Source organism: Streptomyces sp. CNP082, assembly GCF_059570535.1.
This window is the reverse complement of record NZ_JCANSZ010000010.1, coordinates 159,110-184,458: the sequence shown is the minus strand read 5'-3', so window position 1 is coordinate 184,458 and position 25,349 is coordinate 159,110. Positions and strand designations below refer to the sequence as shown.

Below are 25,349 nucleotides of genomic sequence, written 5' to 3'. Positions count from 1 at the left end.
CTCCGGTCCCCACCGCCGCGGCGCCATTTCTCCCGCACGCTCGTCACCTCGAGGAGCCCGTGATGGCGCTTCAGCCTGCCCGCTTACGCGTTCGCTCCACGCTCCGGCGCACCGTCCTCGGCATCGTCGTCACAGCGGCTGCGCTGGCCCTGCCGACACCCGCAGGCGCCGTCGCCGCACCGGCCACCGCAGATTTCGACAAGGACGGCAGGGCCGATCTCGCCGTCGGCGTCCCCCAGGCCCCGGACGGCACCAAGACCCGTGCAGGTGCCGTCTCCGTCGTACCGGGCGCCGCCGCAGGACCCGACGCCTCCGCCGAGACCACCCTCACCCAGAACAGCACGGTGGGCGGCGTCGCCTTGCCCGGCAGCACCGAGACCGGCGACGACTTCGGTGCCGCCACCGCCTACGGCGACATCAACGGCGACACCTACGCCGACCTCGCCATCGCCGCCCCGGGCGAGGACGACACCTCAGGGCACACCGACATCGGCGGCCTGACGCTGCTCTACGGCTCGGCCACCGGCTTCACCGCCGACACCAGGATGTTCCACGCGCCGTCCGCCATCCGCGTCGACGGCGACCGCTGCGGCGAAGCGCTGACCGTGGGCGACTTCAACGCCGACGGCAGCGCCGACGTCCTGGCCTTCTGCCCCGGCTCGTACGCGCTGTGGTGGATCGACGGCGCCACCCGCACCGTCAGATCAACTGCCCCGCAGCAGCCCCTGCAGCCCGCGCCCGCCTCCCTCGGATCGGCGGCCAACGCCCACGCCGCCGCCGGTGACGTCACGGGCGACGGCTACACCGACGCGCTGGTCACCTTTACCTCCTGGGACGGCACCAGCCCGCTGTACCTGCTGCCCGGCTCCGCCGACGGCATCACCACCGACACCGCACAGGTACTCGACGACGCCGGCGGCGTCTCGCTGGCCACCGGCGACATCAACGGTGACGCCATCGCCGACGCCGTCGTCGGCCGGCCGCAGGCAGGCACCGCCGGGCAGGTCACCGCCTACTACGGCGCCACCACCGGGCTGTCCGCAACCCGCCAGACCACGATCGACCAGGCCACGGCCGGCGTGCCCGGGGACAACGAAGCCGGCGACGAGTTCGGCGGCTCCGTCGCCGCCGGGGACATCAACGACGACGGCAACGCGGACGTACTCGTCGGCTCCCCCGGCGAAGACCTCACCGTCGACACCGTCGCCCACCCTGACGCCGGCACCGCGGTCACCCTCTACGGCTCCGCTACCGGACTCACCGGCACCGGCTCCGACTCCTACTACCCCGGCAAGAACGGCCTCAGCGGCGCCGTCGAGGACGGCGACCGGATCGGCACCGCCGCATCCCTGGCCGACTTCGCCGGCGACGGCCACGCCGACCTCGCCGCCGGCTCCAGCGGCGAGAACACCGGCGACGGCACCGTCCTCGTCATCGGCGCCACCGCCACCGGCCCGCAACCCGCTATAGGCGACTACCTGGGCCCCGGCGACCTCACCCTGCCCACCACATCCCACATCGGCGACGTCCTCGCGCCCTGACATCCGGGAGAAGAGCAGCCGTGACGGACCACCAGCCCTCCTCGGCCACGGAGCCTGTGAACCAGCAGACACCTCAGCCGGATACGGAAGCTCAGCCCACACCCGACATCCGCATCCGCCGCCGAACCGCCGTCGCCATCGGCGTCCTCGCCACCGCAGGTATCGCCGCCGCGGCCCTGACCTGGCACGGCGCCGACCGCGGCCGGGCCGATCCTCCCCCTCCCTACACCGCCCCGGTCTCGTACGAGGTCACCGGAACCGGCCGAGCCGACATCACCTACCACGCGGGCATCGCCGGCAAGGGCACCTCCGGACGCGACACCGACGCACGGCTCCCCTGGCACAAACACGCCGAAGTCACCCCACGCAGCGGCCCCGCCACCGTAGCCATCCTCCTGAGCAAGGAGGGTGGCCGCGCCACCTGCACCATCGCCCTGCGCGGCAGGCAGTTGCAGACCGCCACCGCCCACGGCGCCTACGGACGCGCCACCTGCACCGCCGACATCCCACCCCGGCGCCCGTAGGGAGATACCGACCCCTCCGGATCCCAGCCCGACCGGCAGCAGCGAACCTCAGGAGGCTCTGGTGGCGCTGTGGTAGCAGACTTACGCCCAGCGCGGGAGGTTCGGCCACCACGCGCCGAGGACACCGCCCTGGCCGAAGCCGTCCGTCTCGCCCAGGAAGGCGACGACACCGCCTTCACCACCGTCTACCGCCTGGTCCATCCCCGGCTGCTCGCCTACGCCTGGAGCATGGTCGGCGACGACGCCGAAGACGTCGTCGCCGACTCCTGGTACAACATCGCCCGCGACCTTCCACGCTTCCACGGCGAAGGCGCGGACTTCCGCGCGTGGGCCGCCGCCATCGTCCGCCTGCGCGCCACAGACCACCACCGCCGCCAGCACCGCCGCCTGCCCACCGTCCCCCTGCCTCAAGAAGCGCTCAGCCTCCCCGCCGGCACCGACACCGCCGAAGACGCCCTCGACCGCCTCTCCACCCAACAGGCCCTGACGCTCATCGCCACCCTCCCACCAGACCAGGCCCAGGCCGTCATGCTCCGCGTCGTCATCGGCCTCAACGGCCCCGCCGCCGCGCGCGTGCTCGGCAAGACCCACGGAGCCGTACGCACCGCCGCCCACCGCGGCTACGAGCACTCGGCCGCCACCTGACGAGTGACCAGACAGCAGACAGGGCGACCGGCTTGGAGCTCACGCGCCGGTGACCAGGCCTCATGACCGTCCCGTCTGTGTGGTGTCTGCCCAGGACACGAACGGCGACCGGCCGTCTATCGCCTGACCCGGAAGGTTTCAGTGATCACCAGCTGACCCCCGTTCCCCGGGCTCTCTCCCTGTTCCCATGTTCTGGGCCCCCTGCCAGGGGTTCGAGCGTGCGCACTGGTCAAGCCCCCGGCAGCTTGAGGGTCGTCCGCGCCAGCGGCGTGTACGTATGGGTCGTGTCGCCCCCTGGACACCGGCTTCAGCCCCCAACTGGTGCGTGTCGAGCCTGGCCTCGACACGCACCAGTTGCCGTTCGGGCTGGTGAGCCGAGAGGCCTGATCATGGCGTGGATCTCTTCCCGCAGCCGGGCTGATCCTGCCTGTCGCCAATTCAAACCCACGCGGTACTACGATCGGGTTATCGAACTGGCTTTCTTCGAGGTAACCCGGACCCTTTGGCTCCGGAACAGCAGTCGCCACTGATGAATGAGTCGTCGACTAACAAGAAAGTGTCAGTTACCGGATGCCACCATAGCTGGACGGTCTCGGAGGTCGTATTCTGAGGGATGCATTCTCGGGCACTCGGTGAATAAGACTTGCGAATCTTCGGAAACTGCAGGTCAAGCGACCTGCCGAGAGCATATATCTGTGGCGTTTCGGGATGACCTGGATTGGATAGAAAGCACGGCAATAAATCAAATCGTCATCTGCGACTACGGGGGAGCAGTGAGCAATCTGAGCAGCTATGTGGTCGTCTTGAACGATGAGGAACAGTACTCCATCTGGCCAGCCGCGCGTGATGTACCGGGCGGTTGGAGGTCGGCGGGAGTGACGGGTTCCAAGGAGGAGTGCCTGGCGCATATCGACGCCGTCTGGACCGACATGAGGCCGCTCAGTCTGCGGAAGGCGATGGACGAGGGCTAGCCCTGTGGATGCTCTGCCGCAAGCGGGCAGCGTGCTCGGCGTCCTCGCGGCCGGGGCCGACACCATTCTGAGGCGGAATCCGCGGATGGCCGTCGAATGGTGCCGGGCGGGCCTGGAACTGCTCCCGGCCGTCCGGGACGGTCAGCACCGGAAGGCCGATCTGCTCCTGGCCATGGCTCGTGCGCGTATGCGGATCGGTGAGCTGGCGGAGTGCCGTACGGCCCTCGCCCAGTGGAGCGCGGTCGTCGGCGTGAAACGAGAGCTGAACGAGGCCGCTGACCTGCTGGCGGCCCTTGCGCTCGCTGACGGCCGCTTCACCCACGCCCGGGTGATCCTGCGGCGGGCGATCGGGAATCCGCAGACCGCGGACGACGTGGCGCTGCGGCTGGAACTGGCTGCCACCGCTCTGTGGGACACGGACTGGTCCTGGTCGGACGCCGCGTGGGCGTCGACGCGGCAGGGGCGGCACCTCTATCGGGCCCACGCGCTGGTGATGCTCGCGATCGAGGAGATCGGCCGCGAGGACGTCGGCAAGGCTGTCCGGCTCATCCGGACGTCGGCCGAGCTGGTCGACCCGCGAACCGACGAGGAACTGGCCGAGCGTCCAGCGATCATGCCCGACCTCGGCTGGGCCGAGACGCACCTCGGCTGGTGGCGGACCGCGCAGCAGCGGTTCCGGCGAGGGCTGCTGGTCTGTGAGGCGAGTGGCCAGTATCTGGTCGAAGCCTCACTTCAGTCCGGGCTCGCTGAACTGGCCCTGCGGCAGGGAGATCTGCCGACCGCGGCCGATCGGGCGCAACGCGCGGTGTCCCGCTCGCGTTCCCTCGGCCATCACGACCAGTTGGCCATGGCCTTGGTGGGACGAGCCGACATCGCGCTCGCCGCAGGCCGCTACGAGCATGCCCTGGAGGATGCCAGGCAGGCGATGCGGGCGGTCGACCTGGACAGCCCCCAGTGGCGGCGCGCGCAACTCTCCTACGGTGCCGCGGTCCTTGCCAAGGGCGACACCGCGGCATGTGTCAGCGCCGTTGTCGGCGCCGCGGGTGACGAGCTGTGCGAGCTGCCGGTCTGGGAACGCAGCAGGGCCGCGAAGCTCCTCAGCCGTGCGGAGCGGGCCGTGGGGCGACTGCAGCGCGCCGCCAGGTGGGAGCGGATCGGTACCCGGTACGAGGCGTTGCTGACCCGGCCGGAGAAGGGCAGTGAGGAGCCGTCTCTGCTGAGCCGACGAGAGTACGAGATCGCGCGGCTGGTCAGCGAAGGGCGGACCAATCGGCAGATCGCGCGTCTGCTGGGGGTGAGCCATAAGACGGTGGAGACGCATCTCGCGCGCATCTTCGCCAAATCCGGCGTGTCCAGCCGGGCCGAGCTGGCCGGGCTGATCGTGGCCAACAGAGTGGTCGCCCGGACCTAGAGCTGGCGGGCACGGGCGACCACCGGGGACGGACCTCCTCAGTCCATCACGATCGACGAACTGGTCATCACGAAGTCGCCGTGACTGTTCCCCGGCATGGTGTCGGCTGGGCGGTCGACCTCCCCGGCGAGCGCGGGGATCTCCTCGATGCTGAAGCTGCGGTCGGAAGCACGCAGGGGGAACGGCTCGTCGGACAGCACCTCCAAGGTGATGTCGAGTCCCTCCCGGGGAACGGCGATGAACTCCAGGGCCCACGGGGCGCCGTCGCGGGTGCCGGGCCGGCTCGGCACTCTCCTTCCGTCGACGACGGCGGTGCGTACCCTCAGGTCCGAGGGAGCCGACACCACGAGCACGGGCGGCCTGCGCGGCGCGCTGACGTGGAACCGGACCGTGCGGACGCCGTCCGCGACGTTGCTTTCGCGCACCCTGATCTCGGGCGCCGGCAGATCCACCACGGGTGCTTCGCCGGTCCGGAACGGATAGCGGTTGCGGAAGAACTTCGGCATGCGGCCGCTCTTCACCGGCTGCAGGAGGAACAGGCCGGCCGCGAGGATGAAGACACCCCAGGCGAACTCCAGACCGCTGACGAGGAGCGCCAGGTAGACGGCGGGGGCCGTGAGCAGCAGGGCGACCGCCGCAGCGACCGCATACCCGGCCGCCCGGAACCGGGGCACGACGAGCGCCACCGCGACGGCCAGCAGCGGCCAGGCGAACACGTAGGCCGTCTCGGGGAGCAGCAGGCCCACCGTGAGCGTCACGACCGTCCACCAGACCGCCGTCGCCGCCGCGAGGTCGGGAGCCTTCACCCTGCGCTGGCACCAGCGCAGCCACAAGGCGAGCAGGAGAGCGGTGAGGAAGCCGAACGCGGCCAGGTGGAGACCACTGTTGCAGACGTCGCCGTTGGCGATGTCGTCGTAGCCGGGGTAGAACGCGTGGAGTGCCTGCCAGAGGGCGAACGGGACCAGGCCGCCCAGGATCGTGCCGCACGCGGCGAGCGGCACGGCCAGTGCCAGCCGCCGCGGTGCCAGGTCACCTCGGCGCAGCCCTCTCACGACGGCGGCTGCCACCAGCGCGAGAACGAGGCAGAGCAGCGGGTAGGTCGCCCATACGGGATAGGAGACCACACCGATCCAGGGCATGGTGAAGTAGACGTCGTCCGCGGTGGACCGGGGGAGGTCGGATGAGGCGAGGTGCGCGCCGACGTCGGTGGCGTACTCACCGTGGTGCTGAAGGCTGCTCGACTCGACGCGTTCTCCACCCGCGCGCCGACGACGTCGCCGGGCTGCTCCTCCTCGAACTCCGTGGCCCGCTGAACCTCGGCCGTCAGGCCCATGCCCCGGAGGGTCTCCAGCAAGTAGTCGCGGACTTCCGCGGTGTACGCGCCCCCGGTGGGACGCGGCTTCTGCGCGATGTGCTCCAGATGTGTGCGCGCCCGCTCCGCGGAGAACTCCGTGGCCGCGGAGCCGGCCCCCTTGCCCGCGGGCGGTTGGACGGCGAGCAGTGCCGCGGCGGCGCAGAGGAGAGGGAGGACGATGGCGAGAGCCGACCGGAACCGCGCCGGCTTCAGGGCCGATGTCGTCCTTCGCATGATCAGCCCCGCCACGAGAAGGAGACCGGAAGACGGCGGTACCCGTTCACCTTGGTCGCCCGCAACCGCTCGGCCGGGCCCGCCCGGTGGACCGCCGTGGTGTGCCGGGCGAGCGCGGCCAGGAGCATGTGCAACTCCAGTCTGGCCAGTGTGGAACCGATGCAGTAGTGCAGGCCGTGCCCGAAGGCGAGGTGGCGATTGGGGCGTCTGCCGATGTCGAACCGGTCCGGCGAGGGGAACACCCGCGGATCGCGGTTGGCGGCGACCAGCCACGAGACGACGGCGGAGTCCCGGGGCACCGGCTGACCGGCGACGACCGTGTCCTGGAGCGCCACCCGCAGCACGTGGGGTCCGGGCGTCGACCAGCGGAGCACCTCCTCGACTGCCACCCTGAGGGCCTCCGGGTCGGCGTGCAGCACCTCCAGCGCACCCGGTGACGAGGCGAAGCCGTCGAATGCGCCCGCGATCGCATGCTGCGTCGTCGCGTTCCCCGCGGCGAAGACGTTGTCACAGTTGATCAGTACGTCGTGCTGGTCCATGCCGTCGCCGAGCAGATGACTGACCAGGTCGGAGCCCGGAGTGCCGCGGCGGTGCCGCACGAGGTCCGCGAAGTAGCCCATGATCTGAAGGTGCGCCGACGACGGCGACATCCGCTCCGGGTCGTCGGGTGCACCGACCGCGTACGCGGTCAACTGCCGTAGCTGTTCGCGGTCTCGGGCCGGTACGCCGAGGATCTCGCACACCACGGTGTTGGGCAGACCGGAGGCGATATCCGTCGCTTCGGAGACCGTACGCCCGCGGGCCGCCGAGAAGAAGTCCGCGATCTCCCGCGCGATGACCTCGCGGAGCGGACCGGCGGTGGCCCGCGCGAGGTATGCGCCTATGACGCGCCGCAGTCGGTCGTGCTGTTCCCCCTCGCTGACCACGATCATCCGGCCGCCCCCGGAGTCGGGCTGGTGCCGGTCGAAGCCGATGAACATCCCGTACTCCGAGGTGAACGGTGCGTCGGGGGCCAGCACCGCGGCGCAGGCGCGGTGTGAGAAGACCGACCAGAATCCGTTGTGCGCGGCGTTCGGCGGGGTCCACACCGCGGCGTCTTCCTCGACCAGCGACCGCCACAGGCCGGTCGGATCGGTCGATGCGTAGAAACCGTCATCGCCGAGTTCGGCGACCGGGTACGGGGCGGCCGTCATATGTGCACCTCGTTGCGGTGTCGTAGCGGGGACGCAAAGGCTGGGGCGATGGAGGAGAGGAGGACGACCGGGGCGAACCAGAGCGTGTTTCTCGCGCCGGCCACTTCGACCAGGGCGCCGGCGGTGAGGGCCCCGGCCGGGTTGGCCGCCATGGGCAGCAGCCGGTAGCTGGCGTTCATACGGGCGTGCAGGGCCCGGGGCGTGAGCAGGTGCCGGAGGGTCATGGCGGACGTACCGACGACGCAGCTTCCGGCGCCGACCAGGAAGAACGCCGTACCCGCGCACAGCACCGCGGTACCGGAAGCGGTGGCCAGCGGCACGAGGACGAACGGTGCGGTGGCGAACACGATGCCGCCGAGAAGCGCTCTGCCGTATCCGGCCCACCGGACGATGCGGGGCGCGGTGAGCGTACCGATGATGCCGCCGACGCCGCCGAGGCTGAGGGCGAACCCGTACCAGCCGGGGCCGAGGCCGACGTCCTTGAGCAGGTAGATGACGGACGACACCATCGCCAGTTGCAGGCCCCCCGCGTAGACGGCGGCGTGGACGGCGAGCCACCGTATGGGCGCGTTGCCGAAGACCGCCCGGAGCCCTTCCCGCGCCTCGACGACCGGATTCCTCCGTGCCCCCGACGCCACCGGTGGCTCCCGGAGCCGCAGGGAGGCCAGCATGTACGCGGACACCAGATAGGTGACCACGTCCAGGAGCAGCACCATGGCCGCGCCGGCGATCCCGGCCAGGGCACCGGTGGCACCGGGGCCGGCCGTGCCGCTGAAGGCCCGGTTGACGTTCATCCTGCTGTGCGCCTGGGAGAGCGCGGCAGCCGGCACCAGCGCGGGCAGGTGGGCCGCGGCGGCTATCTCGTACACCAGGGTCATCGCGCCTCCCGCAAGCGCCACGGTGTACAGATGCGGCCAGGTCAGCGAGTCCAGCGCGGCGGCGACCGGGATGCTGAGGACGAGTGCCGCGCGGGCCAGGTCCAAAGTGACCATCACGGGGCGCCGCGCCGTCCGGTCCAGCCACACCCCCGCGGGGAGAGCGAGCAGGAAGAAGGGCAGCAAGTAGAGGCTCTGCAGCAGCCCGATCTCGAATCCGGTGGCGTCGAGCAGCCCGACCGCGACGAGGGGCAGCGCCGTCATGGTCACCTGGGAGCCGAACTCGGTGACGGCGTTGCCTGCCCAGAGCCGTCTGAAGTCGCGGGGCAGGCTGACAGTGCTCACGACGCCTCCTGTTCTTCCCTGAGCAGAACCCTCCTTCGCAAGCCGTCGGCACGGCAGTCGGGGAAAGCACTGACGCCGCGGGCTCAGCCCGTGGTGCAAGGCTGGTCAGGGCGCGGGAAGGACACGTCACCGTCTGAGGAAGGCCGTGGAATGACGACATGGCAGGACGTGATGGAGGCCGCATCGGAGCGGACACCGGACCGGGCGGTCTTCACCCTCCAGGCCGACGACGGCAGGCCACCGGCCGAGCTGACCTACGCGCAACTGCACGCCAGGGCCGGTGCGATCGCGGGCGACCTGGTGGAACGTGATCTCACCGGGGAGCGGGCGGTGCTGCTCCACCCGTTCGGGCTGGAGTTCGTGGAGGCGTTCTTCGGCTGCCTCTACGCCGGCGTCGTCGCGGTCCCGGCCTATCCGCCGAGCCGCCACCCGTCGTCCGTCGACCGCTTCACCGGGGTGGTCGACGACAGTGGCGCCCGCGTCGCGCTGACCACGGCGGCCCTGCGTGAGCGACTGCGGCACCGGCGTGACCTGCCGTCCGTCGCCCGACTCGACATGGTGGTCCCCGATCCCGCGGAGCTGTCGCGGGGCCGGCGGACCGCGCGGCCCGGGGGCGGGGACCTCGCCTTCCTCCAGTACACGTCGGGCTCCACCGGCCGGCCGAAGGGCGTGATGCTCACCCACGACAACCTGCTGGCCAACACCGCACTCATCCGTGACGCCTTCGGCCTCTCCGCACAGACGCGGGCGGTTTCCTGGCTGCCGATGTACCACGACATGGGCCTGATCGGATCCGTCCTCGGCACCGTGTTCTGCGGCGGCTCCACGCTGCTCATGCCGCCGTCGTCGTTCGCCCACGACCCCGCGCGCTGGCTGCGCGCGATCAGCGACTTCCGGGCCACCGTCAGCGGCGGCCCCGACTTCGCCTTCGGCCTGTGCGCCGAGCGTGTTCCGGCCGAGCAGCGCGCGACGCTCGACCTCTCCTCGTGGGAGGTCGCGTTCAGCGGTGCCGAGCCGGTCCGGGAGCGGACGATGCGCTCGTTCGCCGCCGCCTTCGCCGATGCCGGCTTCTCCCCCACGGCGTTGCTCCCCTGCTACGGCCTCGCGGAGTCGTCGTTGATCGTCACCGCGGGCGAGCGCGGTCGCGGATTCCGGACGTCGGCGGCGGGAGGCTCGGCGGATACGGTGGTCGGCACGGGCCGGGCGCTGCCCGGCGTCGGACTGCGGATCGTGGACCCGGACACCGCGGCGGCGGTACCCGCGGGGACCGAGGGCGAGATCCAGGTCAGCGGTGCCAGCGTGGCCCGGGGTTACTGGAACCAGCCCGAGCGGTCGGCCGAGGTGTTCCGCGACGGCTGGCTGCGGACCGGCGACCTCGGTTTCCTCAAGGACGGGGAACTGTACGTGACCGGCCGGGTGAAGGACGTCGTCATCGTCCGCGGCCGCAACCATCACCCGCAGGACATCGAGGTGACCGCCGAAGGAGCCGACCCACGCCTGCGCTCCCACGGTTGTGCGGTGTTCACCGTGCCCGGTGCCGACCGCGAGGAACTGGTCGTCGCCTGCGAGCTGCGCAGAGCGGCCGGCCGCGGAGACGTCGGCGAGATCGCCGACCGGGTCAGAGCCGCCGTCGGCGCCGGGCACGGGGTACGGCCCCGGCATGTCGCCCTCGTTCCCTTCGCCGGACTGACACGTACCTCCAGCGGGAAGGTCGCCCGGCACGCCTGCAGGCAGCGTTTCCTCGACGGCACCCTCGGTGCGCTGGCAGCACCCTCCGCCGCGCCCGGGGCGGAGCAGGGGCACCCGGGAGCGCCGGCGGCTGCCGGGACCGGCGCCGCGGCCGGCGGGAGCGATCTCGCACGGCTCCGTGCGGAGATCGCCTCCCTGCTCGGCGTCGCGATCGGCGAGGTCTCCGCGGACCGGCCCCTCATCGAGCTGGGCCTCGACTCCCTCGACGCGCTGACCGTCGCACACCGCGTGGGCAGGCGGACCGGCAGAGAATTTGCCGTCGACGAGCTGCTCCACCGCACCGCCCGCGAACTCTGCGCCTCGGGCACCCGCCCCGGCGACGGGCCGGTCCACCCGGCCGAGCCCGGAGACCACCCGCTCTCCGCGCAGCAGCGGGGTATGCGCTACAGCTACGACATCGCGCCGGAGAGCACCGCATACCTGCTCAGCGCCGCCGTGGACGTCTACGGCCTCTTCGACGCGGACGCGCTGCGGGACGCGTTCACCCGCACCGTCGACCGCCACGCCGCCCTGCGCACCACCTTTCCCGTGGTGGACGGCGAACCGGTGCAGCGGGTGCACGCGCGGCTCGTGCCCGACTGCCGCTTCGAGGACGTGCCGCAGGAACTCCTCGGCGAACGCACCGCGGTCGCGGCGAACACGCCGCTCGACGTCGCGGAGGGCCCGCCGGTGCGGCTCACGGTCCTGCGGACCGGACCCGACCGGCACCGGCTCGTGCTGTCCGTGCACCACCTGGTCTCCGATCTGTGGTCGATCGACCTCGTACTCCGTGAGGTCGCCGAGCGGTACGGCGGCGGCCGGCCGGGCGAGGAGGAGGCGCCGGGGTTTCCCGGACTCGTCGCACGCGAACACCGGCTCCTGGCAGGGCCGGAGGGCAGGAGGCTCGCCGACCACTGGCGTTCGGTGCTGAGCGGCGCGCCGGGTGACCTCGGCCTGAGTACCGACCGGCCCCGCCCGGCCGTCCCCCGTATGCGGGGCGCCGCCACGCCGTTCGCCCTCGATTCCGCTCTCACGGCGCGCCTGCGGCGACTCGCCCGGGACCGGGGCACGACGCTCTTCACCGTTCTGCTCACCGCCTACTCCGTCCTGCTGTGGCGGTACTCCGGACAGCGCGATCTCCTGGTCGGCACACCGGTGCACGGGCGCGGCAGCACCGGGTCGGGCCGGATCGTCGGAAGCTGCATCAACACGGTGCCCCTGCGCTGCCAGGTGGACCCGGACGACTCCTTCACCCGGCTCCTCGACCACGTCGGCGCGGTGAGCAGGGACGCCTTCCGCCACGCGGCGCTGCCGTTCGTCGAGCTGGCCGACCAGGTCGACGCCCGCCGGGATCCGAGCCGGCCGCCGCTGGTGCAGGTGATGTTCGCCCTGTACCAGGCCGCCGCCGGCGGCGACGTGCCGATCGCGGCCATGGCGGTCAACACGCCGGGAGAACCGGGCCGGTTCGGCCCGGCGGTCTGCGAGTCGGTTGCGCTGCCCCGCACCGGGGCCATGGTCGACCTCGCGCTGCATCTCGGGGAGGTCGGGGAGCGTCTCGTCGGGGAACTCGTCTACGACACCGACCTCTTCGAGCCGGAGTCGCCGGCCCGCCTGGTCCGCCAGTACACCTCGATTCTGGAGGAGATCATCCGCCGCTCCGGCGAGCCGGTGCGGGAGATCGCCACGGCGGAGCCCGCGATGCTCACCGGGCCGCTCCTGGCGTACCGGGACGACGACCACGTCCACCTGCGGATCGCGCGGCAGGCGAGGCTGAGCCCGGAGGGAACGGCGCTCGTCACCGATGACGAGGAGCTGACCTACGGGGGGCTCGAGCGTGCCGCCGGTGCGCTCGCACACGTGCTGATCGCGCGGGGCGTGCGCCCGGGGCACGTGGTCGCCGTCCAGTTGCCGCGGAGCGCGGACGCCGTGGTGAGCATGCTGGCCGTGCTGAAGGCCGGAGCCGCCTATCTGCCGGTGTCCCCGGGGCTGCCGCCGGCGCGGATCGGCTACCTGGTGGCGGACAGCGGCGCGTACCTGATGATCAGCCGTTCCGGGGCCGCCGGATCCGCGCCGCCCTGCCCGGTCCTCGACCTCGACCGGGTGGCCGGCGGGCTGTCCGACCCGCCCGCCGCGGCGCCCGAGGTGCCCGTGCACCCCGAGGCCCCCGCCTACGTCCTGTACACGTCGGGGTCCACCGGCAGGCCCAAGGGTGTGGTGGTGCCGCACCGTGCGCTGAACAACTTCCTTGCCGCGATGGCGCGTATCGTCCCGATGGACGGGAAATCGAGCCTGCTGGCGCCGTCGAGCCTCTCCTTCGACATCTCCGCACTGGAGGTCTACCTCCCGCTGGTCTCCGGCGGGACCTGCCACCTCGCCGCAGACCACACCGTCCGTGACGGCCACGGGCTGCGGAGCAGGCTGGAGGCCGGGGCCTTCACCCACATGCAGGCCACGCCGGTCACCTGGGGGCTCCTCACCGATGCCGGGTGGTCCCCGGACCCCGGTCTGACCGTGCTGAGCGGAGGAGAGGCGATGCCGCGGCAGCTCGCCGCGCGGCTGTGCGCGTCTGCGGACCGGGTGTTCAACATGTACGGTCCGACCGAGACGACCATCTGGTCGGCCTCGGCCCGCCTCGATGCCGCGGACACGGCCGGCTCCCCGCCGATCGGCGGGCCCGTCGCGAACACCACGGTGTACGTGCTCGACGAGCACCTCGGTCCGCTGCCGGCCGGGGCCACGGGCGAGCTGTACATCGGTGGCCACGGCGTGGCCACCGGCTACCTCGGCCGGCCCGGGCTGACCGCGGAACGGTTCCTCCCGGACCCGTTCTGCGGGGTGGCGGGTCAGCGGATGTACGCCACCGGCGACCTCGCCCGGGTGCGCGCCGACGGCCGCATCGAGTTTCTGGGCCGCATCGACCAGCAGGTCAAGCTGAGCGGGCGGCGCGTCGAGCTGGGGGAGATCGAGGCGCTGCTGGAGCAGCACCCTGCCGTGCGCCGCTCGGTGGTCGAGGTGTACCGCGGCGGTGCCGACCCGGTCCTGATCGCGTATCTCGTCGGGGACGGGACGGCTTCGGAGCAGGAGATCCTCGGTGGTCTCAGCGCAGAGCTGCCGGGCTACATGGTGCCGGCCGGGGTGGTGTGGCTGCCCGGACTGCCGGTGAACGCCAGCGGGAAGGTGGACCGCGGTGCCCTCCCCCCGCCGCCCCCGCTGGCGGCGGCCGTCGACGACGGCCCGGCGATGAGTCCCGAGGAGCGGCAGCTTGCCCGCCTCGTCGGGGAGTTGCTGCCCATGGCGTCGGTCGGCCGCAGCGTCAGCTTCTTCGACGTCGGCGGGACCTCGCTGATGATGTCGCGACTGGCGAACAGGATCGACCAGACCTTCGGGGTGCGCCTGCCGCTGCGACAGGTGATTGAGGAGCCGACGGTCGCCGGTGTCGCGGCGCGGCTGGCGGCGGCACGGCGTGCGGGCGGGGCGCGGCCGTCGGCCGCGGGTCCGATCGTGCCCGTGGACCGCAGCCGGTACGTCGTCCGCGGCCCGGACGGGTCCTGACCCGGGCCGTCGGCGGGCAAGCGCCGGGGCGCCGGCCGCTGCCCCCGTCCGTCAGGACAGTCCGCCCTTGCCGAAGACGCTCGTGGTGGCCCCGGCCGTCTCACCGCCGTCGAGGACCAGCTCCTGCCCGGTGAGGAAGCCCGCGGCAGGCGAAGCCAGGAAGTAGAACGCCTCCGCGACCTCGGACGGGGCGGCGTGGCGCCCGGCCGGGATCCGCTGGTTGGTCTCGTCGAGCATGGCCTCGCTGTACTCGGCGAGTTGCATGGGCGTGAGCACGGCCCCCGGGCTCACGCATGCCGCGCGGACATGAGGGCTCAGCTCCAGCGCGAAGGTGCGGCACAGCGCCGCCACCCCCGCCTTGGTCGCGTTGTAGTCCGCGTAGAACGGATAGCCGCGCAGCCCGTTGACCGAGGCGGTCGCCAGGAGCACGCCCTCCTTTCGCGCCACCATGACGCGCGCCGCGGCCTGCCACAGGGCGAGAACGCCGAGGAGGTTGACCGACACGGTGCGCCGGGCCTGTTGCTCCGTCAGCTCAAGGACGCCGTGGCGCACGCTGATGCCGGCGTTGGCGATCACGACATCCAGCCGCCCTCGCTGCTCGTACACCCCTGCGACCGCCTGCGCCACGGCATCCCACTCGGCGACGTCGACCGCGATCCACTCCGCGGGCGAGCCGTCCCGCGGCGGGGCGACGTCGAGGTTGACCACGTGGTCGCCGGCCCGGGCGAAGCGATCCGCCGTGGCCTCCCCTATTCCGCTCGACGCTCCGGAGATGATGACGGTCCGCATGGCTCCTCCATGGTGATCGGCGTCAGTACAGAACTCGCCGGCTCCCGGCGGGCCGGGCCCGTTCAAGGCGGCGAAGGTCGCGCCGGACCGTCAGCTTCTTGAGCCAGCGGTCGGTCCCGTCGTAGCGGGCCGGGAACGCCTTGCGGCCGTGCACGGCCAGGTAGTTGTCGACGACGAGCAGGGAGCCGGTGCCGACGACGACCTCGCGCCGGACCCGGTGCAGTTCCTCCATCAGCGTGTCGAGCGCGGCCTCGGCCTCTTCGTCGTCCGATACGCACCTCATGAACGGCCGGTCGATCCGCAGGTAGGGATGCAGCCGGTCGCCGAAGAGGACCGGTACCGCGGGCGGGTGCTCCGCCATTTCCTGTGCCGCGGCCAGGGCCGGGCCCCCCGGGTCGCGCTCGGCGAGCTGCCGGATGTGCTCGTGGTCGGGAAGGATGTGGAAGCGGGGTTCGGCGAGTACGGTCCGGGTGCGCTCGTCCAGGCGGATGTCGCGGACCGAGGAGACGAGGGTCGGCACTCCGTCGTGGTTGCGTACGCCGAGCAGCAGCAGGTAGTCACATCGGTCGGGGTGGAACCCGTCCTCGGTGTGGAACTCCAGCAGGGCCTGGCTGCCGTGGCCGTTCTGCTCCTGCTCGTCACCGCGGATCGGCAGGATGTTCTGCACCATGCGCCCCGCCTGGAGCGTCGACCAGGCGAACGGCTCGCCCAGGACCATCCCGCACAGCGCGAGCAGGGTCTCCGCCTTCCTGGCCGTGGTGTCGTCCGCCGCCTCCGCCCAGTGCGCGGGCGTCGGGCCGGCCCCGTGTGCGGTGACCGGCAGGCCCCGTACGATGCACCCTTCGGCGGGCTCGGTGCGCCGGAAGTCCGTGAGCTGACGGTGCAGCCGGTCGGGCAGCCGGTCGCTGTGCGACCAGCAGCGGTCGTAGAAACCGGGCTCGCCGGGGTCTGCGTCGATCTCTTCGGCGAGCGCGGAGAGCGTGGCCGCGTCGGCCGGGCTGAGCGTGATGTCGAGCAGAGCCATGGGTTTTCCTCGGTGGTCGTCAGGCTGCGAACACGGGAACAGCGCGGTCCGTGCTCATTCCCGCGGCCGGGGCAGGGCGGTGAGCCGTGCGACCGGACCCTCAGCGGGTGCGGTGAGGAGCCGCGCCTGCTCCTCCAGTGTGGCGGCGGTGAACAGTTCGTTCAGAGGCACCCGCCGGCCGGATCCGTCCTCCAGCAGCGTCACCAGCTCAATGATCATCAGGGAATGCCCGCCGAGCTGGAAGAAGTCGTCGTGCACCCCGACCGGGGAGACTCCCAGCAGTTCCGTCCACGCCCGGGCCACGGCCTTCTCCTCGTCCGTCCGCGCCGGCACGTAGGGGGGACGGTCGTGCTGGGCGTCCAGGTCGATGCCGGCGAGCCGGGCGCGGTCGACCTCGCCGTCCTGCGTGAGCGGCAACGCGGGGAGCTGGACGAAGACGTCGGGGATCCGGTCGGCGGGCAGCCGGGCCGCGACGAACGTGCGGATCTCCTCCGTACCGAGGGCGCGAGTGGCGGCCAGGTACGCCGTCGGCGTCCCGTCGACGACGGCGACCGCGGCGTGCTCGACCGCCTCATGTTCGCGGAGCGCCTCCTCGACGCCGGAATGGTCACTCATCGCAATCTCCTTCAGTTCGGCAGTGGGTGGGCCCTGCACAGACGTGCCACGCGGTCGGCCGCGTCCCGGCGTACCTTCTCGGGGAGGTCGAATCCGGTGTGTCCCCGGGGCCGGACCGCTCGGCACACGTCGTCGAGGAGGCGACCGCACTCCCGGACGGCGGCATCGGCCATGCCCCGGACGGCGAGCGTGTTGGTGCCGAGACGCAGGCCCCCCGCCACCCTCGGCCCGAGGCCGTCCTGGGGGATGGAATTCCTGTTGGTGAGGATGCCGCAGCGCTCCAGCGCCCGTTCTGCGATGACGCCGGTGAGGCCGAGCGCGCGCACGTCGGCGAGCACCATGTGGGTGTCCGTTCCGCCGGTGACGATCTGCCAGCCCCGGGACTGCAGCTCCGCGGCGAGTGCCCGTGCGCCCTCGGTGATCCTCCCGGTGAGGGCGGCGAACTCCGGTGAGGCGGCGATCGCCAGCGCCCGCGCCTTCGCCGCCACGGCGTTGAGCTGAGGCGTGCCCTGGAAGTAGGGGAAGACCGCGCGCTGGAAGGTCTCACGCAGGGACACCCCGCCCGGTCCGGGCGCGTCGGCGTCGCGACCGCTGAGGATCAGGCCGCCCCGGGGGCCGTACAACTGCTTGTACGTGCTGGTCGTCGTGGCGTGTGCGATGTCGATCGGGCTGGGATGGCGGCCGGTTGCCACCAGCCCGGCGATATGGGAGATGTCGGCGACGAGGTAGGCGCCCACCTCGTCGGCGATCGCCCGGAACCGGTCGAACCGGATCTGCCGGGGGTAGGCGCTCGCCCCGCTGACGATGACCCGCGGGCGGTGCCGGTGCGCGAGTCGCCTGATCTCCCCGTAGTCCAGCAGCCCGTCCGCGCCGACGCCGTAGCCCACGCCGTTGAAGTACCTGCCGGTGAACGACGGCCGGGCCCCGTGCGTGAGGTGGCCGCCCGCGTCGAGGCGCTGGCCCAGGAGGGTGTCGCCGGGATTCATCAGGCTGGTGAGGACGATCTGGTTCGCCGTGGTTCCGGAGTGCGGCTGGACGTTGGCGTAGCGCGCGTTGAAGGCCGCCAGCGCGCGGTCGACGGCCAGGCGCTCGACCGCGTCGGCGACCTCGCAGCCGGCGTGGTACCGGGCGCCGGGATAGCCCTCGGCGGTCACGTTTCCCAGGTCACTGCCCATACAGGCCAGCACCGAGGCGTCGGCCGGGCTCGCGGACGCGATCATCGCCAGCGTGCGGTGCTGGCGCTCGCGTTCGCGTTCGAGCAGGCCGGACAGGACGGGATCCGCGGAGCCGAGGCCGGTGCCGACCGGAGCGGGAGCGACCGACGCGGTCATCCTGCCTCCCCGGCCAGCAGACGCTCGACCTCGGCATCGGACAGGCTGTTGAGGTGCAGCGCGGAGCGGGCTATCGCGTCCAGATCCAGGTCTTTGCCGGCGGCGCCGGACAGCCAGGCGGCCTGCGCGCTGACGGAGGGAGCCTCGAAGACGACGCGCAGCGGCACCTCGACGCCGAATGTCTCCTCCAGCAGGGCAGCCAGCTCGACGGCGTTGAGCGAATGCCCTCCGAGGGCGAAGAAGTCCCCCGTCACTCCGGCCGTGTCGAGGTCGAGGACACTGCGCCACATCGCGGCGATCACCTGCTCGACCGGGGTGCGCGGCGCGTCGTCGCCGGGCGGGGCGTGCGGTGCGGGCCGCCGCGCGGCGAGCGCGGCGCGGTCGACCTTGCCGTTGGGGGAAAGGGGAATCCGGTCGACGACCGTGATCGACGCCGGGACCAGATAACCGGGGAGTACGTCACGCAGCCGCTCTCTCAGCCGCCCGGGATCCGGTTCGCCGCCGGGAGACGCGACGACGAACGCCGTGAGGACGCGCTCCTTGTTCGCCCCGGTGGCGGCGGCGACCACGGCCTCGTCGACATCGGGCTCGGTGAGCAGGGCCGCCTCGACCTCCCCCGGCTCGATCCGGAACCCCCGGATCTTCACCTGGTGGTCCAGGCGGCCGAGCAGCTCGATCACTCCGTCGGGCCGGTACTTCGCCAGGTCACCGGTCCGGTAGACGCGCGCTCCGGCCGGGACGTTCGGATAGCGGCCGGCGTAGGGGTGGGGAAGGAACCGCTCGGCGGTGTGCCCCGGGCGGTTGAGGTATCCGCGGCCGAGCCCGGCGCCGGCGAGGTACAGCTCGCCGGGCACCCCGACCGGGACGACCCGCCCGCGGGAGTCGAGGATGAGCGCCTGCTGATTGTCCTGCGGACGGCCGTACGGGATGCTCGTCCACTCCGGCGATACCTTCTCCACCCGGTAGACGATCGAGTGGATGGACGCTTCGGTCGCCCCGCCGAGACTCACGAAGGCCATCCGGGGTGCGATGGCGCGCATCCGGCCGGGCAGCGTGAGGGGGACCCAGTCCCCGCCCAGGAACGCCGTCTTCAGGGACGGCAGCAGCGTCCCGGAGGTCTCGGCCGCCGTTGCGAACGCCTCGAGCAGGGCGGGCGCCGAGTTCCACACGGCGATCTCGTGCTCGACCGCCAGGTCGAGCCAGTGCCGGGGGTCTCCGGCCCTTTCCGCATCCGGGAGGACGACCGTCGCGCCCGCCGCCAGCACGCCCAGCATCTCGTAGACCGACATGTCGAAGCTCATGGACGACAGGGCCAGCACCCGGTCCCCCGGGCCTAGTTCCGCCATGCGGTTCAGATCCGCGATGTTGTTCGTCACCCCGCCGTGCCGCACGGCGATGCCCTTGGGCCGGCCGGTGGAGCCCGAGGTGTAGATGACGTAGGCCAGGTTCTCCGGGTGGGTGGACACGGAAACCGGCCCGGCGGGACCGGTCTGCTCGTCCATGCGGACGACTGCCGGGACACCGGCCGCGATCCCGCCGGCGGCCGTGGTGTGCAGGTCGCCACGTGTCACCAGCACCTGCGGCGCGGCGTCCGCGACCATGAACGTCAGCCGGTCGGCCGGGTAGCCGGGATCCAGCGGCAGATAGGCGCTGCCCGCGGTCAGCGCGGCCAGGGTCGCCACGACGCGGTCGACCGAATGGTCGAGGTACACGGCGGTCACCACGTCGGGGCCGGCCCCGGCCGATCGCAGCCTCCCGGCCAGCTCCGTCACCCGCCGCAGTAACTCGCCGTAGCTGACGCGGATGTCGCCGTGGATGACCGCCGTCGCCGCGGGATCGGCCGCGGCCTGCTCCGCGACCAGCTCATGCAGGCCCGGCCGGGGGTGTGCCGTCCCGGTCGCGTTCCAGGCCGAGACGATCCTCGCCTCAGCCTCGGCGTCGTGCACCGGAAGCCCGTCCACCGGGGAGTCGGGGGCGGCGACCGCCGCGGCCAGCAGGGTGTCGAACTGTGCGAACAGGCGCCGGACGGTGGCGGCGTCGTACAGGTCGGTGCTGTACTCGACGAAGCCCTCGAAGCGGGCGCCGTCCAGCCAGAGCTGCAGGTTCACGTCGGTCTGGGTGGCGTGCCGGCCGACCGGCCACGCGCTGACGTCGAGCCCCGCTATGTCCGGTGTGGGCATGGGGGCGTTCTGCACGGTGAACATGACCTGGGTGAGAGGTTGGTAGCTCAGGTCACGCGAGGGCGTGATGGCCGCGACGAGTTCGTCGAACGGCAGGTCCTGGTGGTCGAACGCGGCGAGGCTGCCGGACCGCACCCTGCCCACGAAGTCGGCGAAGGACGGATTGCCGGCCAGCGACGACCGGATGAGGACGATGTTGATGAAGCTTCCGATGAGCTCCTCGACCTGCGGCGTCCTGGTGGCGACTCCGGTGCTGACGACCACGTCCTCGCGGTCGGTCCAGCGTCCGAGTACGAGCTGGAACGCCGCGAGCATGATCATGAACGGAGTTGCGCCCAGCTTCCTGCCGAGATCGAGCACCGCGCGGGACACCTCGGGGGACAGTCCCACCCGCTCGGCCGCGCCGCGGAAGGTCTGGGTGGCGGTCCTGGGCCGGTCGGACGGAACGTGCATGACCTCCGGCGCCCCGTCCAGCTCCGCGCGCCAGTGCCGGACGAGCTCGGCGATCCGGTCCTCGGTCAGGGTTTCGCGTTGCCAGACGGCGTAGTCGGCGTACTGCACGGGCAGTTCGGGCAGACCGGCGGGTTCGCCGGTGCGGTGCCGGTGGTACAGCGCCGAGAGATCGCGGATGAAGACGCCGCAGGACCAGTGGTCGCAGATGGCGTGATGCATGGTCACGGCGAGCACGTGGTGCGCTTCGCCGAGGCGGTACAGCTCCAGCCGGAGCAGGCATGCGTCGAGGTCGAAAGGCGCGGCTGCCCGTTCCTGCAGCAGGGCGTGCAGGAGGCCGTCGTCCGCCGCCTCCGGCGTGCCGCCGAGGTCGACGACACGCAGCGGGCTCTCCATGGCCGATCGGACGACCTGGACGAATGTGCCGTCGACCAGCCCGATCGACGTACGCAGCGCCTCATGCCGAGCGATCACGTCGCGCAGCGCCTTCCGCAGCGCCCCGGTGTCCAGACTCCCCCGCAGCCGCAGCGCGAACGGAACATGGTACGCCGCAGTCCCCGGCGCCAGTCGCTCGATGAGCATGATCCGTTGCTGAGCGTAGGCGACCGGGAGATGCATGACTTCGGTGTGCACGTGTCCGTCCAATCGGCCGGGGACTGTTCACCACGATCGGTGAGGACACGCGCCCGCGCACGTAGGTGGTTTCCCGGACTACGAGGCTCGTGCCGAAGACGCTTGCATGGCGTCATGGCGGACGCGACGCTCACCAGCCTGCTGGCCGAACAGGTCCGGCGCACCCCCGACGCGACGGCCGTCGCAGCCGAGTCGACCCGGTGGACCTACGCCGAACTCGATGCCCGCGCCGAGCACGTCGCCCGTGAGCTCGTGGCTCGCGGGGTCGGCGCCGAGCGGGTGGTCGCGGTGCAGATCGCGCCGTCGCCGGAAGCGGTCGCGGCCTGCATAGGGGTGCTCAAGGCGGGCGGCTGCTACCTCCCGATCGACCCGGCCTACCCGGCCGAACGCATCCGGCTCATGGTCCGTGACTCCTCGCCCGTCTGCGTCCTCACCGCGGACGATCTCGACTCGTCCGGTGACCGCGGGCAGCCTGCGCTGCCCGCCAGGAGCACGGCCGCCAACTGCGCGTACGTGATCTACACCTCGGGCTCGTCGGGACGGCCCAAGGGCGTGATGGTCACCCACGGGTCGGTCGTGAACTACCTGCGCTGGTGTCTGGACGCCTATCCCGGAGTGGCCGGGCACGTACCCCTGCACTCGCCGCTGTCGTTCGACCTCACCGTCACCGCGCTCTTCGCTCCGCTGCTGGCCGGCGGTGCCGTGAGGATCGTGCCGGTGGGAACGGGCAGCCCGGAGGGCCACCGCTACACCTTCCTCAAGGCCACCCCCAGCCACGTCCCCCTGCTGACGGCGCTGCCGGCCGCCTGCTCCCCCAGCGGGCAGTTGGTCCTCGGGGGAGAGCCGCTGTCCGGGGCGGCCGTCGCCGCCTGGCGGGCACGGCACCCGGGGGTGACCGTCGTGAACGAGTACGGGCCCACCGAGACGACGGTGGGCTGCACGGAGTTCCGCATCGGGCCGGAGGACGAGGTGGCGGACGGCGTGCTGCCGCTGGGACTCCCGGTGGCGGGTACGCGGATCCACGTGCTGGACGACCGGCTCCGGCAGGTACCGCGGGGTGCCGTCGGGGAGCTGTGCATCGCCGGCCCGCAGGTCGCCCGGGGCTACCTGGGGAGGGCGGCGCTGACGGCGGAGCGGTTCGTCCCCGATCCGTACGGTCCGCCCGGTTCACGTATGTACCGCAGCGGTGACCTCGGCCGGTGGAACGCGGCCGGGTTGCTGGAGTTCGCCGGCCGGGCGGACTCCCAGATCAAGCTCAGGGGATACCGGATCGAACCGGGCGAAGTCGAGGCGGCGCTGGAAACACACCCGGATGTCGCGCAGGCGGCCGTCGGTGTCTCCGAGGGGCGCCTGGTGGCCCACGTGGTGCCCGTCGAGGGTGCGAGACCCGTCCCCGCCGCCCTCCGGCACCAGTTGGTGCGGACACTGCCCGCCTATCTGGTACCGGACGAGATCGCGGTCCGCCGGCGCCTTCCCCTGACCGCCAACGGAAAGCTCGACCGCGAGCTGCTCTGATACGACAGTGAGGATCAAGATGCCGTCGGCCATGACGCACTCCGGCACCGTTGTCGCGAGCACGCGGGAACAGCTCACCCTGCGTACGCTCGCCGCCGATCTCGCGGCCTCGTCGGCCGCGGGGGTCGACGATCCGGCGTGGGTGGAGGAGGCGACCGCCGGTTCGAACGGGTTGCCGGAGCGGATCCGGAACGCACTGCGCCGGTTCCGCCGCGACCCCGGACCCGACGGCATGCTCCTGCTGCGCGGGCTGCCCGTCGCCTCGGGGCCGCTGCCTCCCACTCCGTGCGTACCGGACTCCGTCGAGCGGGCCCCCACGGTGTCCGCGTCGACGCTGGCGCTCGTGGCGCTTCAGCTCGGTGAACTGCTCGCCTACCGCGAGGAGAAGGGCGGAGCCCTGATACAGAACGTGGTTCCGGTCCGCGGAATGGAGGAGTACCAGGGCAATGCCGGCTCGACCGAGCTGACGCTGCATGTGGAGAACGCGTTCCACTCCCACCGCCCCGACCACGTGGCGCTGCTCTGCCTGCGCAACGACCACGACGACGACGCCGTGCTGACGGTGGCGTGCGTGCGCGGAGCGCTGGAGCACCTCTCGCCCGGAACCCGGCGGGTACTGCACGAGGAACGGTTCGAGACGCTTGCACCGGCGTCGTTCGGTGCCGTCGACCGTACGCCCGGGCCGCACGCGATCCTGTACGGGGCACCGGAAGACCCCGGGATCAGGGTGGACTTCACCAGTACCCGGCCACGCGACACGGCGGCCGGGGCCGCGATGGCGGAGCTGGGCGAGGCCCTGCGGACGGCGAGCCGCGGGGTGCGCCTCCGGCCGGGTGATCTGGCGCTCGTGGACAACCGGGTGGCGCTGCACGGGCGCAGTGTCTTCCGGCCGCGCTACGACGGGCACGACCGCTGGCTGCAGAGGGCGTTCATCCAGCTCGACTTCCGCTCCTCCCGCGCGGACCGCCCGGGCGGCGGCCCGGTGGTCCACCTGCCGACGGGGGGCGGTCGGTGACGGGGCGCCCGGTGGTGCGGCTCCGGCTCAGCCGAGGCGCCGGGCCAGCTCCCGCGCGACCCGCAGGGGGGTCCGGTCCTCTCCGTACGGGCCGACGATCTGCAGCCCCACGGGCAGCCCGGTGCGGGTGTGCCCGACGGGAACGACGGTAGCGGGCAGGTAGGCGGCACTGGCCAGACCGGCCCACGACAGGCAGCGCAGAGGGGGCAGGGCCCGGCCGCCGACCGTCACCCGCTGGGCCGCTGCCGGGCGGCGGTCGTGCGGGAACGCGACCATCGGCGTGACCGGGCAGAGCAGGACGTCACAGGTCCGGAAGTAGTCGTCCCAGACGGACCGCAGCCGGGTGCGGACGGCTTCGAGCTCTGCCGTGGGCTCGATCCGCCGTCCCTCCGGGGCCCGTTGCCTCAGCGTGGCGATGGTGACGAGTTCCCGGAACGCGGCGGCGGCGTCGGCGAGGTCGATCGGAGGCCGGTCGGCGATCCTCGCCCCCCAGGAGGCGAGCCGGTGCCCGATCGGTGCGAGCACGTCCCCGACCTCGGAGTCCACGGGGCAGCCCGGATCGTCCAGCCACAGACCGATGCGGTGCTCTTCCAGACGCCCGTGGCGCGGCGGGGGCAGCCGGCCCGCCGCCGCGCCGGACAGGACGGTGAGCAGCAGGTCGAGATCACCGGCGGCCCGCGCCAGGGGCCCGACCACGTTCATGTCGACGTCCTCGTGCAGTCCGAGGTACCCGTCCTGCGGCACCAGCCCATAGGTCGGTTTGTGGGCGTAGATCCCGCAGAAGGCCGCCGGTACCCGAAGGGATCCGGCGAGGTCGGTGCCCACCTCGAACACGGTCATCCCCGTGGCGACCCCCACGGCCGCCCCGCCGGAGGACCCTCCCGGGGTTCGCGACGTGTCGTACGGGTTGCGGGTCGTGCCGAACACCTCGTTGTGCGTCTGGAGGCCCGTCGCCCACGGTGGAGTGTTGGTTTTGCCCAGCACGATGGCACCGGCCCGTCGCAGGGCGGCGACCGCGGCGGCGTCGTGGCCGGGAACGTGATCGATCCGTTCCGCCACGCCTGCTGTGGTGCGCACGCCGGAGGTGGACAGCGCGTCCTTGACGGTGAAGGGCAGTCCGTGAAGCGGACCGGCCCACTCGCCCCGGTGCGCGGCCCGGTCCGCGCGGTCGGCGGCGGCGCGCGCCCGGTCCGCGTCCAGGGTGACCACCGCGTTGAGTGCCGGATTGCGGAGCCGGATCCGGCTCAGACACCTCTCGACCAGCTCCCGGCTGGACAGCGAACCGCGACGGAGCGCCCTGCGCAGGCTGAGGACTGTGTTCATCGGCACCTCGGGTCATGGATGCGTACGTCGGCGTCCTCTCGGCCCCCGGCACCGGATCAGACCGTAGCCGCTGGGACCTGGGCGTGCGGAGTCGGGGATAA

17 protein-coding genes are annotated in these 25,349 nt (G+C 72.1%); 8 read left to right on the top strand and 9 right to left on the bottom strand.

What is annotated here, in order from left to right:
- Nucleotides 1-62 precede the first annotated feature (62 nt).
- The 5 genes from B124_RS12040 (at nucleotide 63) to B124_RS12020 (ending at nucleotide 5,092) form a co-directional block, all read left to right on the top strand.
- The gene (locus tag B124_RS12040; RefSeq protein WP_496502748.1) at nucleotides 63-1,541 is read left to right on the top strand and encodes an FG-GAP and VCBS repeat-containing protein; all 1,479 of its coding nucleotides are present in this window, start codon (nucleotides 63-65) and stop codon (nucleotides 1,539-1,541) included.
- 20 nt (nucleotides 1,542-1,561) lie between these two features.
- Nucleotides 1,562-2,065 (top strand): hypothetical protein, encoded by a 504-nt coding sequence (locus B124_RS12035; protein WP_496502747.1) that lies wholly within the window; start codon nucleotides 1,562-1,564, stop codon nucleotides 2,063-2,065.
- 69 nt (nucleotides 2,066-2,134) lie between these two features.
- Complete coding sequence (locus B124_RS12030; protein ID WP_496502746.1) at nucleotides 2,135-2,710, top strand: RNA polymerase sigma factor; 576 nt, start codon at nucleotides 2,135-2,137, stop codon at nucleotides 2,708-2,710.
- A gap of 773 nt (nucleotides 2,711-3,483) precedes the next feature.
- The gene (locus B124_RS12025; protein WP_496502758.1) at nucleotides 3,484-3,681 is read left to right on the top strand and encodes an MbtH family protein; all 198 of its coding nucleotides are present in this window, start codon (nucleotides 3,484-3,486) and stop codon (nucleotides 3,679-3,681) included.
- A 4-nt stretch (nucleotides 3,682-3,685) separates the two neighbouring features.
- Nucleotides 3,686-5,092 carry a LuxR C-terminal-related transcriptional regulator gene (locus B124_RS12020; protein WP_496502745.1) on the top strand — a complete coding sequence of 469 codons (1,407 nt, stop codon included), beginning with the start codon at nucleotides 3,686-3,688 and terminating at the stop codon, nucleotides 5,090-5,092.
- A 38-nt stretch (nucleotides 5,093-5,130) separates the two neighbouring features.
- Here the strand turns inward: B124_RS12020 and B124_RS12015 are convergent, their stop codons facing one another.
- From B124_RS12015 to B124_RS12005, 3 genes are all read right to left on the bottom strand, one after another.
- A complete protein-coding gene (locus B124_RS12015; protein ID WP_496502744.1) occupies nucleotides 5,131-6,231 on the bottom strand; it encodes a hypothetical protein in 1,101 nt (366 codons plus the stop codon).
- 451 nt (nucleotides 6,232-6,682) lie between these two features.
- Nucleotides 6,683-7,873, bottom strand: a complete 1,191-nt coding sequence (locus B124_RS12010; RefSeq protein WP_496502743.1) for a cytochrome P450 — start codon at nucleotides 7,871-7,873, stop codon at nucleotides 6,683-6,685.
- Entirely contained in the window at nucleotides 7,870-9,093 is a 1,224-nt protein-coding gene (locus tag B124_RS12005) for an MFS transporter (protein WP_496502742.1), read from the bottom strand. Before B124_RS12005 ends, B124_RS12010 begins: the two co-directional genes overlap by 4 nt.
- Nucleotides 9,094-9,243: 150 nt before the next feature.
- On the opposite strand from B124_RS12005, the gene B124_RS12000 reads away from it, so the two are divergent.
- Nucleotides 9,244-14,373 (top strand): amino acid adenylation domain-containing protein, encoded by a 5,130-nt coding sequence (locus tag B124_RS12000; protein WP_496502741.1) that lies wholly within the window; start codon nucleotides 9,244-9,246, stop codon nucleotides 14,371-14,373.
- A gap of 51 nt (nucleotides 14,374-14,424) precedes the next feature.
- Here the strand turns inward: B124_RS12000 and B124_RS11995 are convergent, their stop codons facing one another.
- From B124_RS11995 to B124_RS11975, 5 genes are read right to left on the bottom strand one after another with little or no spacing between them, the layout of a single operon-like run.
- Nucleotides 14,425-15,162 (bottom strand): SDR family NAD(P)-dependent oxidoreductase, encoded by a 738-nt coding sequence (locus B124_RS11995; RefSeq protein ID WP_496502740.1) that lies wholly within the window; start codon nucleotides 15,160-15,162, stop codon nucleotides 14,425-14,427.
- A gap of 22 nt (nucleotides 15,163-15,184) precedes the next feature.
- The gene (gene gntD, locus B124_RS11990; protein WP_496502739.1) at nucleotides 15,185-16,186 is read right to left on the bottom strand and encodes a guanitoxin biosynthesis L-enduracididine beta-hydroxylase GntD; all 1,002 of its coding nucleotides are present in this window, start codon (nucleotides 16,184-16,186) and stop codon (nucleotides 15,185-15,187) included.
- A 54-nt stretch (nucleotides 16,187-16,240) separates the two neighbouring features.
- A complete protein-coding gene (locus B124_RS11985; protein ID WP_496502738.1) occupies nucleotides 16,241-16,801 on the bottom strand; it encodes a phosphopantetheine-binding protein in 561 nt (186 codons plus the stop codon).
- Between the two features lie 11 nt (nucleotides 16,802-16,812).
- A complete protein-coding gene (glyA, locus tag B124_RS11980; RefSeq protein ID WP_496502737.1) occupies nucleotides 16,813-18,132 on the bottom strand; it encodes a serine hydroxymethyltransferase in 1,320 nt (439 codons plus the stop codon).
- Entirely contained in the window at nucleotides 18,129-21,380 is a 3,252-nt protein-coding gene (locus B124_RS11975; RefSeq protein WP_496502736.1) for a non-ribosomal peptide synthetase, read from the bottom strand. The genes glyA and B124_RS11975 overlap by 4 nt, the downstream gene beginning before the upstream one ends.
- Nucleotides 21,381-21,509: 129 nt before the next feature.
- On the opposite strand from B124_RS11975, the gene B124_RS11970 reads away from it, so the two are divergent.
- Together B124_RS11970 and B124_RS11965 are read left to right on the top strand one after the other, a co-directional pair.
- Nucleotides 21,510-22,910, top strand: a complete 1,401-nt coding sequence (locus tag B124_RS11970) for an amino acid adenylation domain-containing protein (protein ID WP_496502735.1) — start codon at nucleotides 21,510-21,512, stop codon at nucleotides 22,908-22,910.
- A 31-nt stretch (nucleotides 22,911-22,941) separates the two neighbouring features.
- Nucleotides 22,942-23,925, top strand: coding sequence for a TauD/TfdA family dioxygenase (locus B124_RS11965; RefSeq protein WP_496502734.1), 984 nt, complete (start codon nucleotides 22,942-22,944; stop codon nucleotides 23,923-23,925).
- A gap of 27 nt (nucleotides 23,926-23,952) precedes the next feature.
- Here B124_RS11965 and B124_RS11960 read toward each other — a convergent pair whose 3' ends face one another.
- Nucleotides 23,953-25,248 carry an amidase family protein gene (locus tag B124_RS11960; protein ID WP_496502733.1) on the bottom strand — a complete coding sequence of 432 codons (1,296 nt, stop codon included), beginning with the start codon at nucleotides 25,246-25,248 and terminating at the stop codon, nucleotides 23,953-23,955.
- Nucleotides 25,249-25,349 lie beyond the last annotated feature (101 nt).

Bases quoted from the DNA above. Each gene is read 5' to 3' on its own strand.
- B124_RS12040 (WP_496502748.1), top strand. From the start codon at position 63: ATGGCGCTTCAGCCTGCCCGCTTACGCGTTCGCTCCACGCTCCGGCGC.
- B124_RS12015 (WP_496502744.1), bottom strand. From the start codon at position 6,231: ATGCCCTGGATCGGTGTGGTCTCCTATCCCGTATGGGCGACCTACCCG.
- B124_RS12010 (WP_496502743.1), bottom strand. From the start codon at position 7,873: ATGACGGCCGCCCCGTACCCGGTCGCCGAACTCGGCGATGACGGTTTC.
- B124_RS12000 (WP_496502741.1), top strand. From the start codon at position 9,244: ATGACGACATGGCAGGACGTGATGGAGGCCGCATCGGAGCGGACACCG.
- B124_RS11995 (WP_496502740.1), bottom strand. From the start codon at position 15,162: ATGCGGACCGTCATCATCTCCGGAGCGTCGAGCGGAATAGGGGAGGCC.
- gntD (WP_496502739.1), bottom strand. From the start codon at position 16,186: ATGGCTCTGCTCGACATCACGCTCAGCCCGGCCGACGCGGCCACGCTC.
- B124_RS11985 (WP_496502738.1), bottom strand. From the start codon at position 16,801: ATGAGTGACCATTCCGGCGTCGAGGAGGCGCTCCGCGAACATGAGGCG.
- glyA (WP_496502737.1), bottom strand. From the start codon at position 18,132: ATGACCGCGTCGGTCGCTCCCGCTCCGGTCGGCACCGGCCTCGGCTCC.
- B124_RS11975 (WP_496502736.1), bottom strand. From the start codon at position 21,380: ATGCATCTCCCGGTCGCCTACGCTCAGCAACGGATCATGCTCATCGAG.
- B124_RS11970 (WP_496502735.1), top strand. From the start codon at position 21,510: ATGGCGGACGCGACGCTCACCAGCCTGCTGGCCGAACAGGTCCGGCGC.
- B124_RS11965 (WP_496502734.1), top strand. From the start codon at position 22,942: ATGACGCACTCCGGCACCGTTGTCGCGAGCACGCGGGAACAGCTCACC.
- B124_RS11960 (WP_496502733.1), bottom strand. From the start codon at position 25,248: ATGAACACAGTCCTCAGCCTGCGCAGGGCGCTCCGTCGCGGTTCGCTG.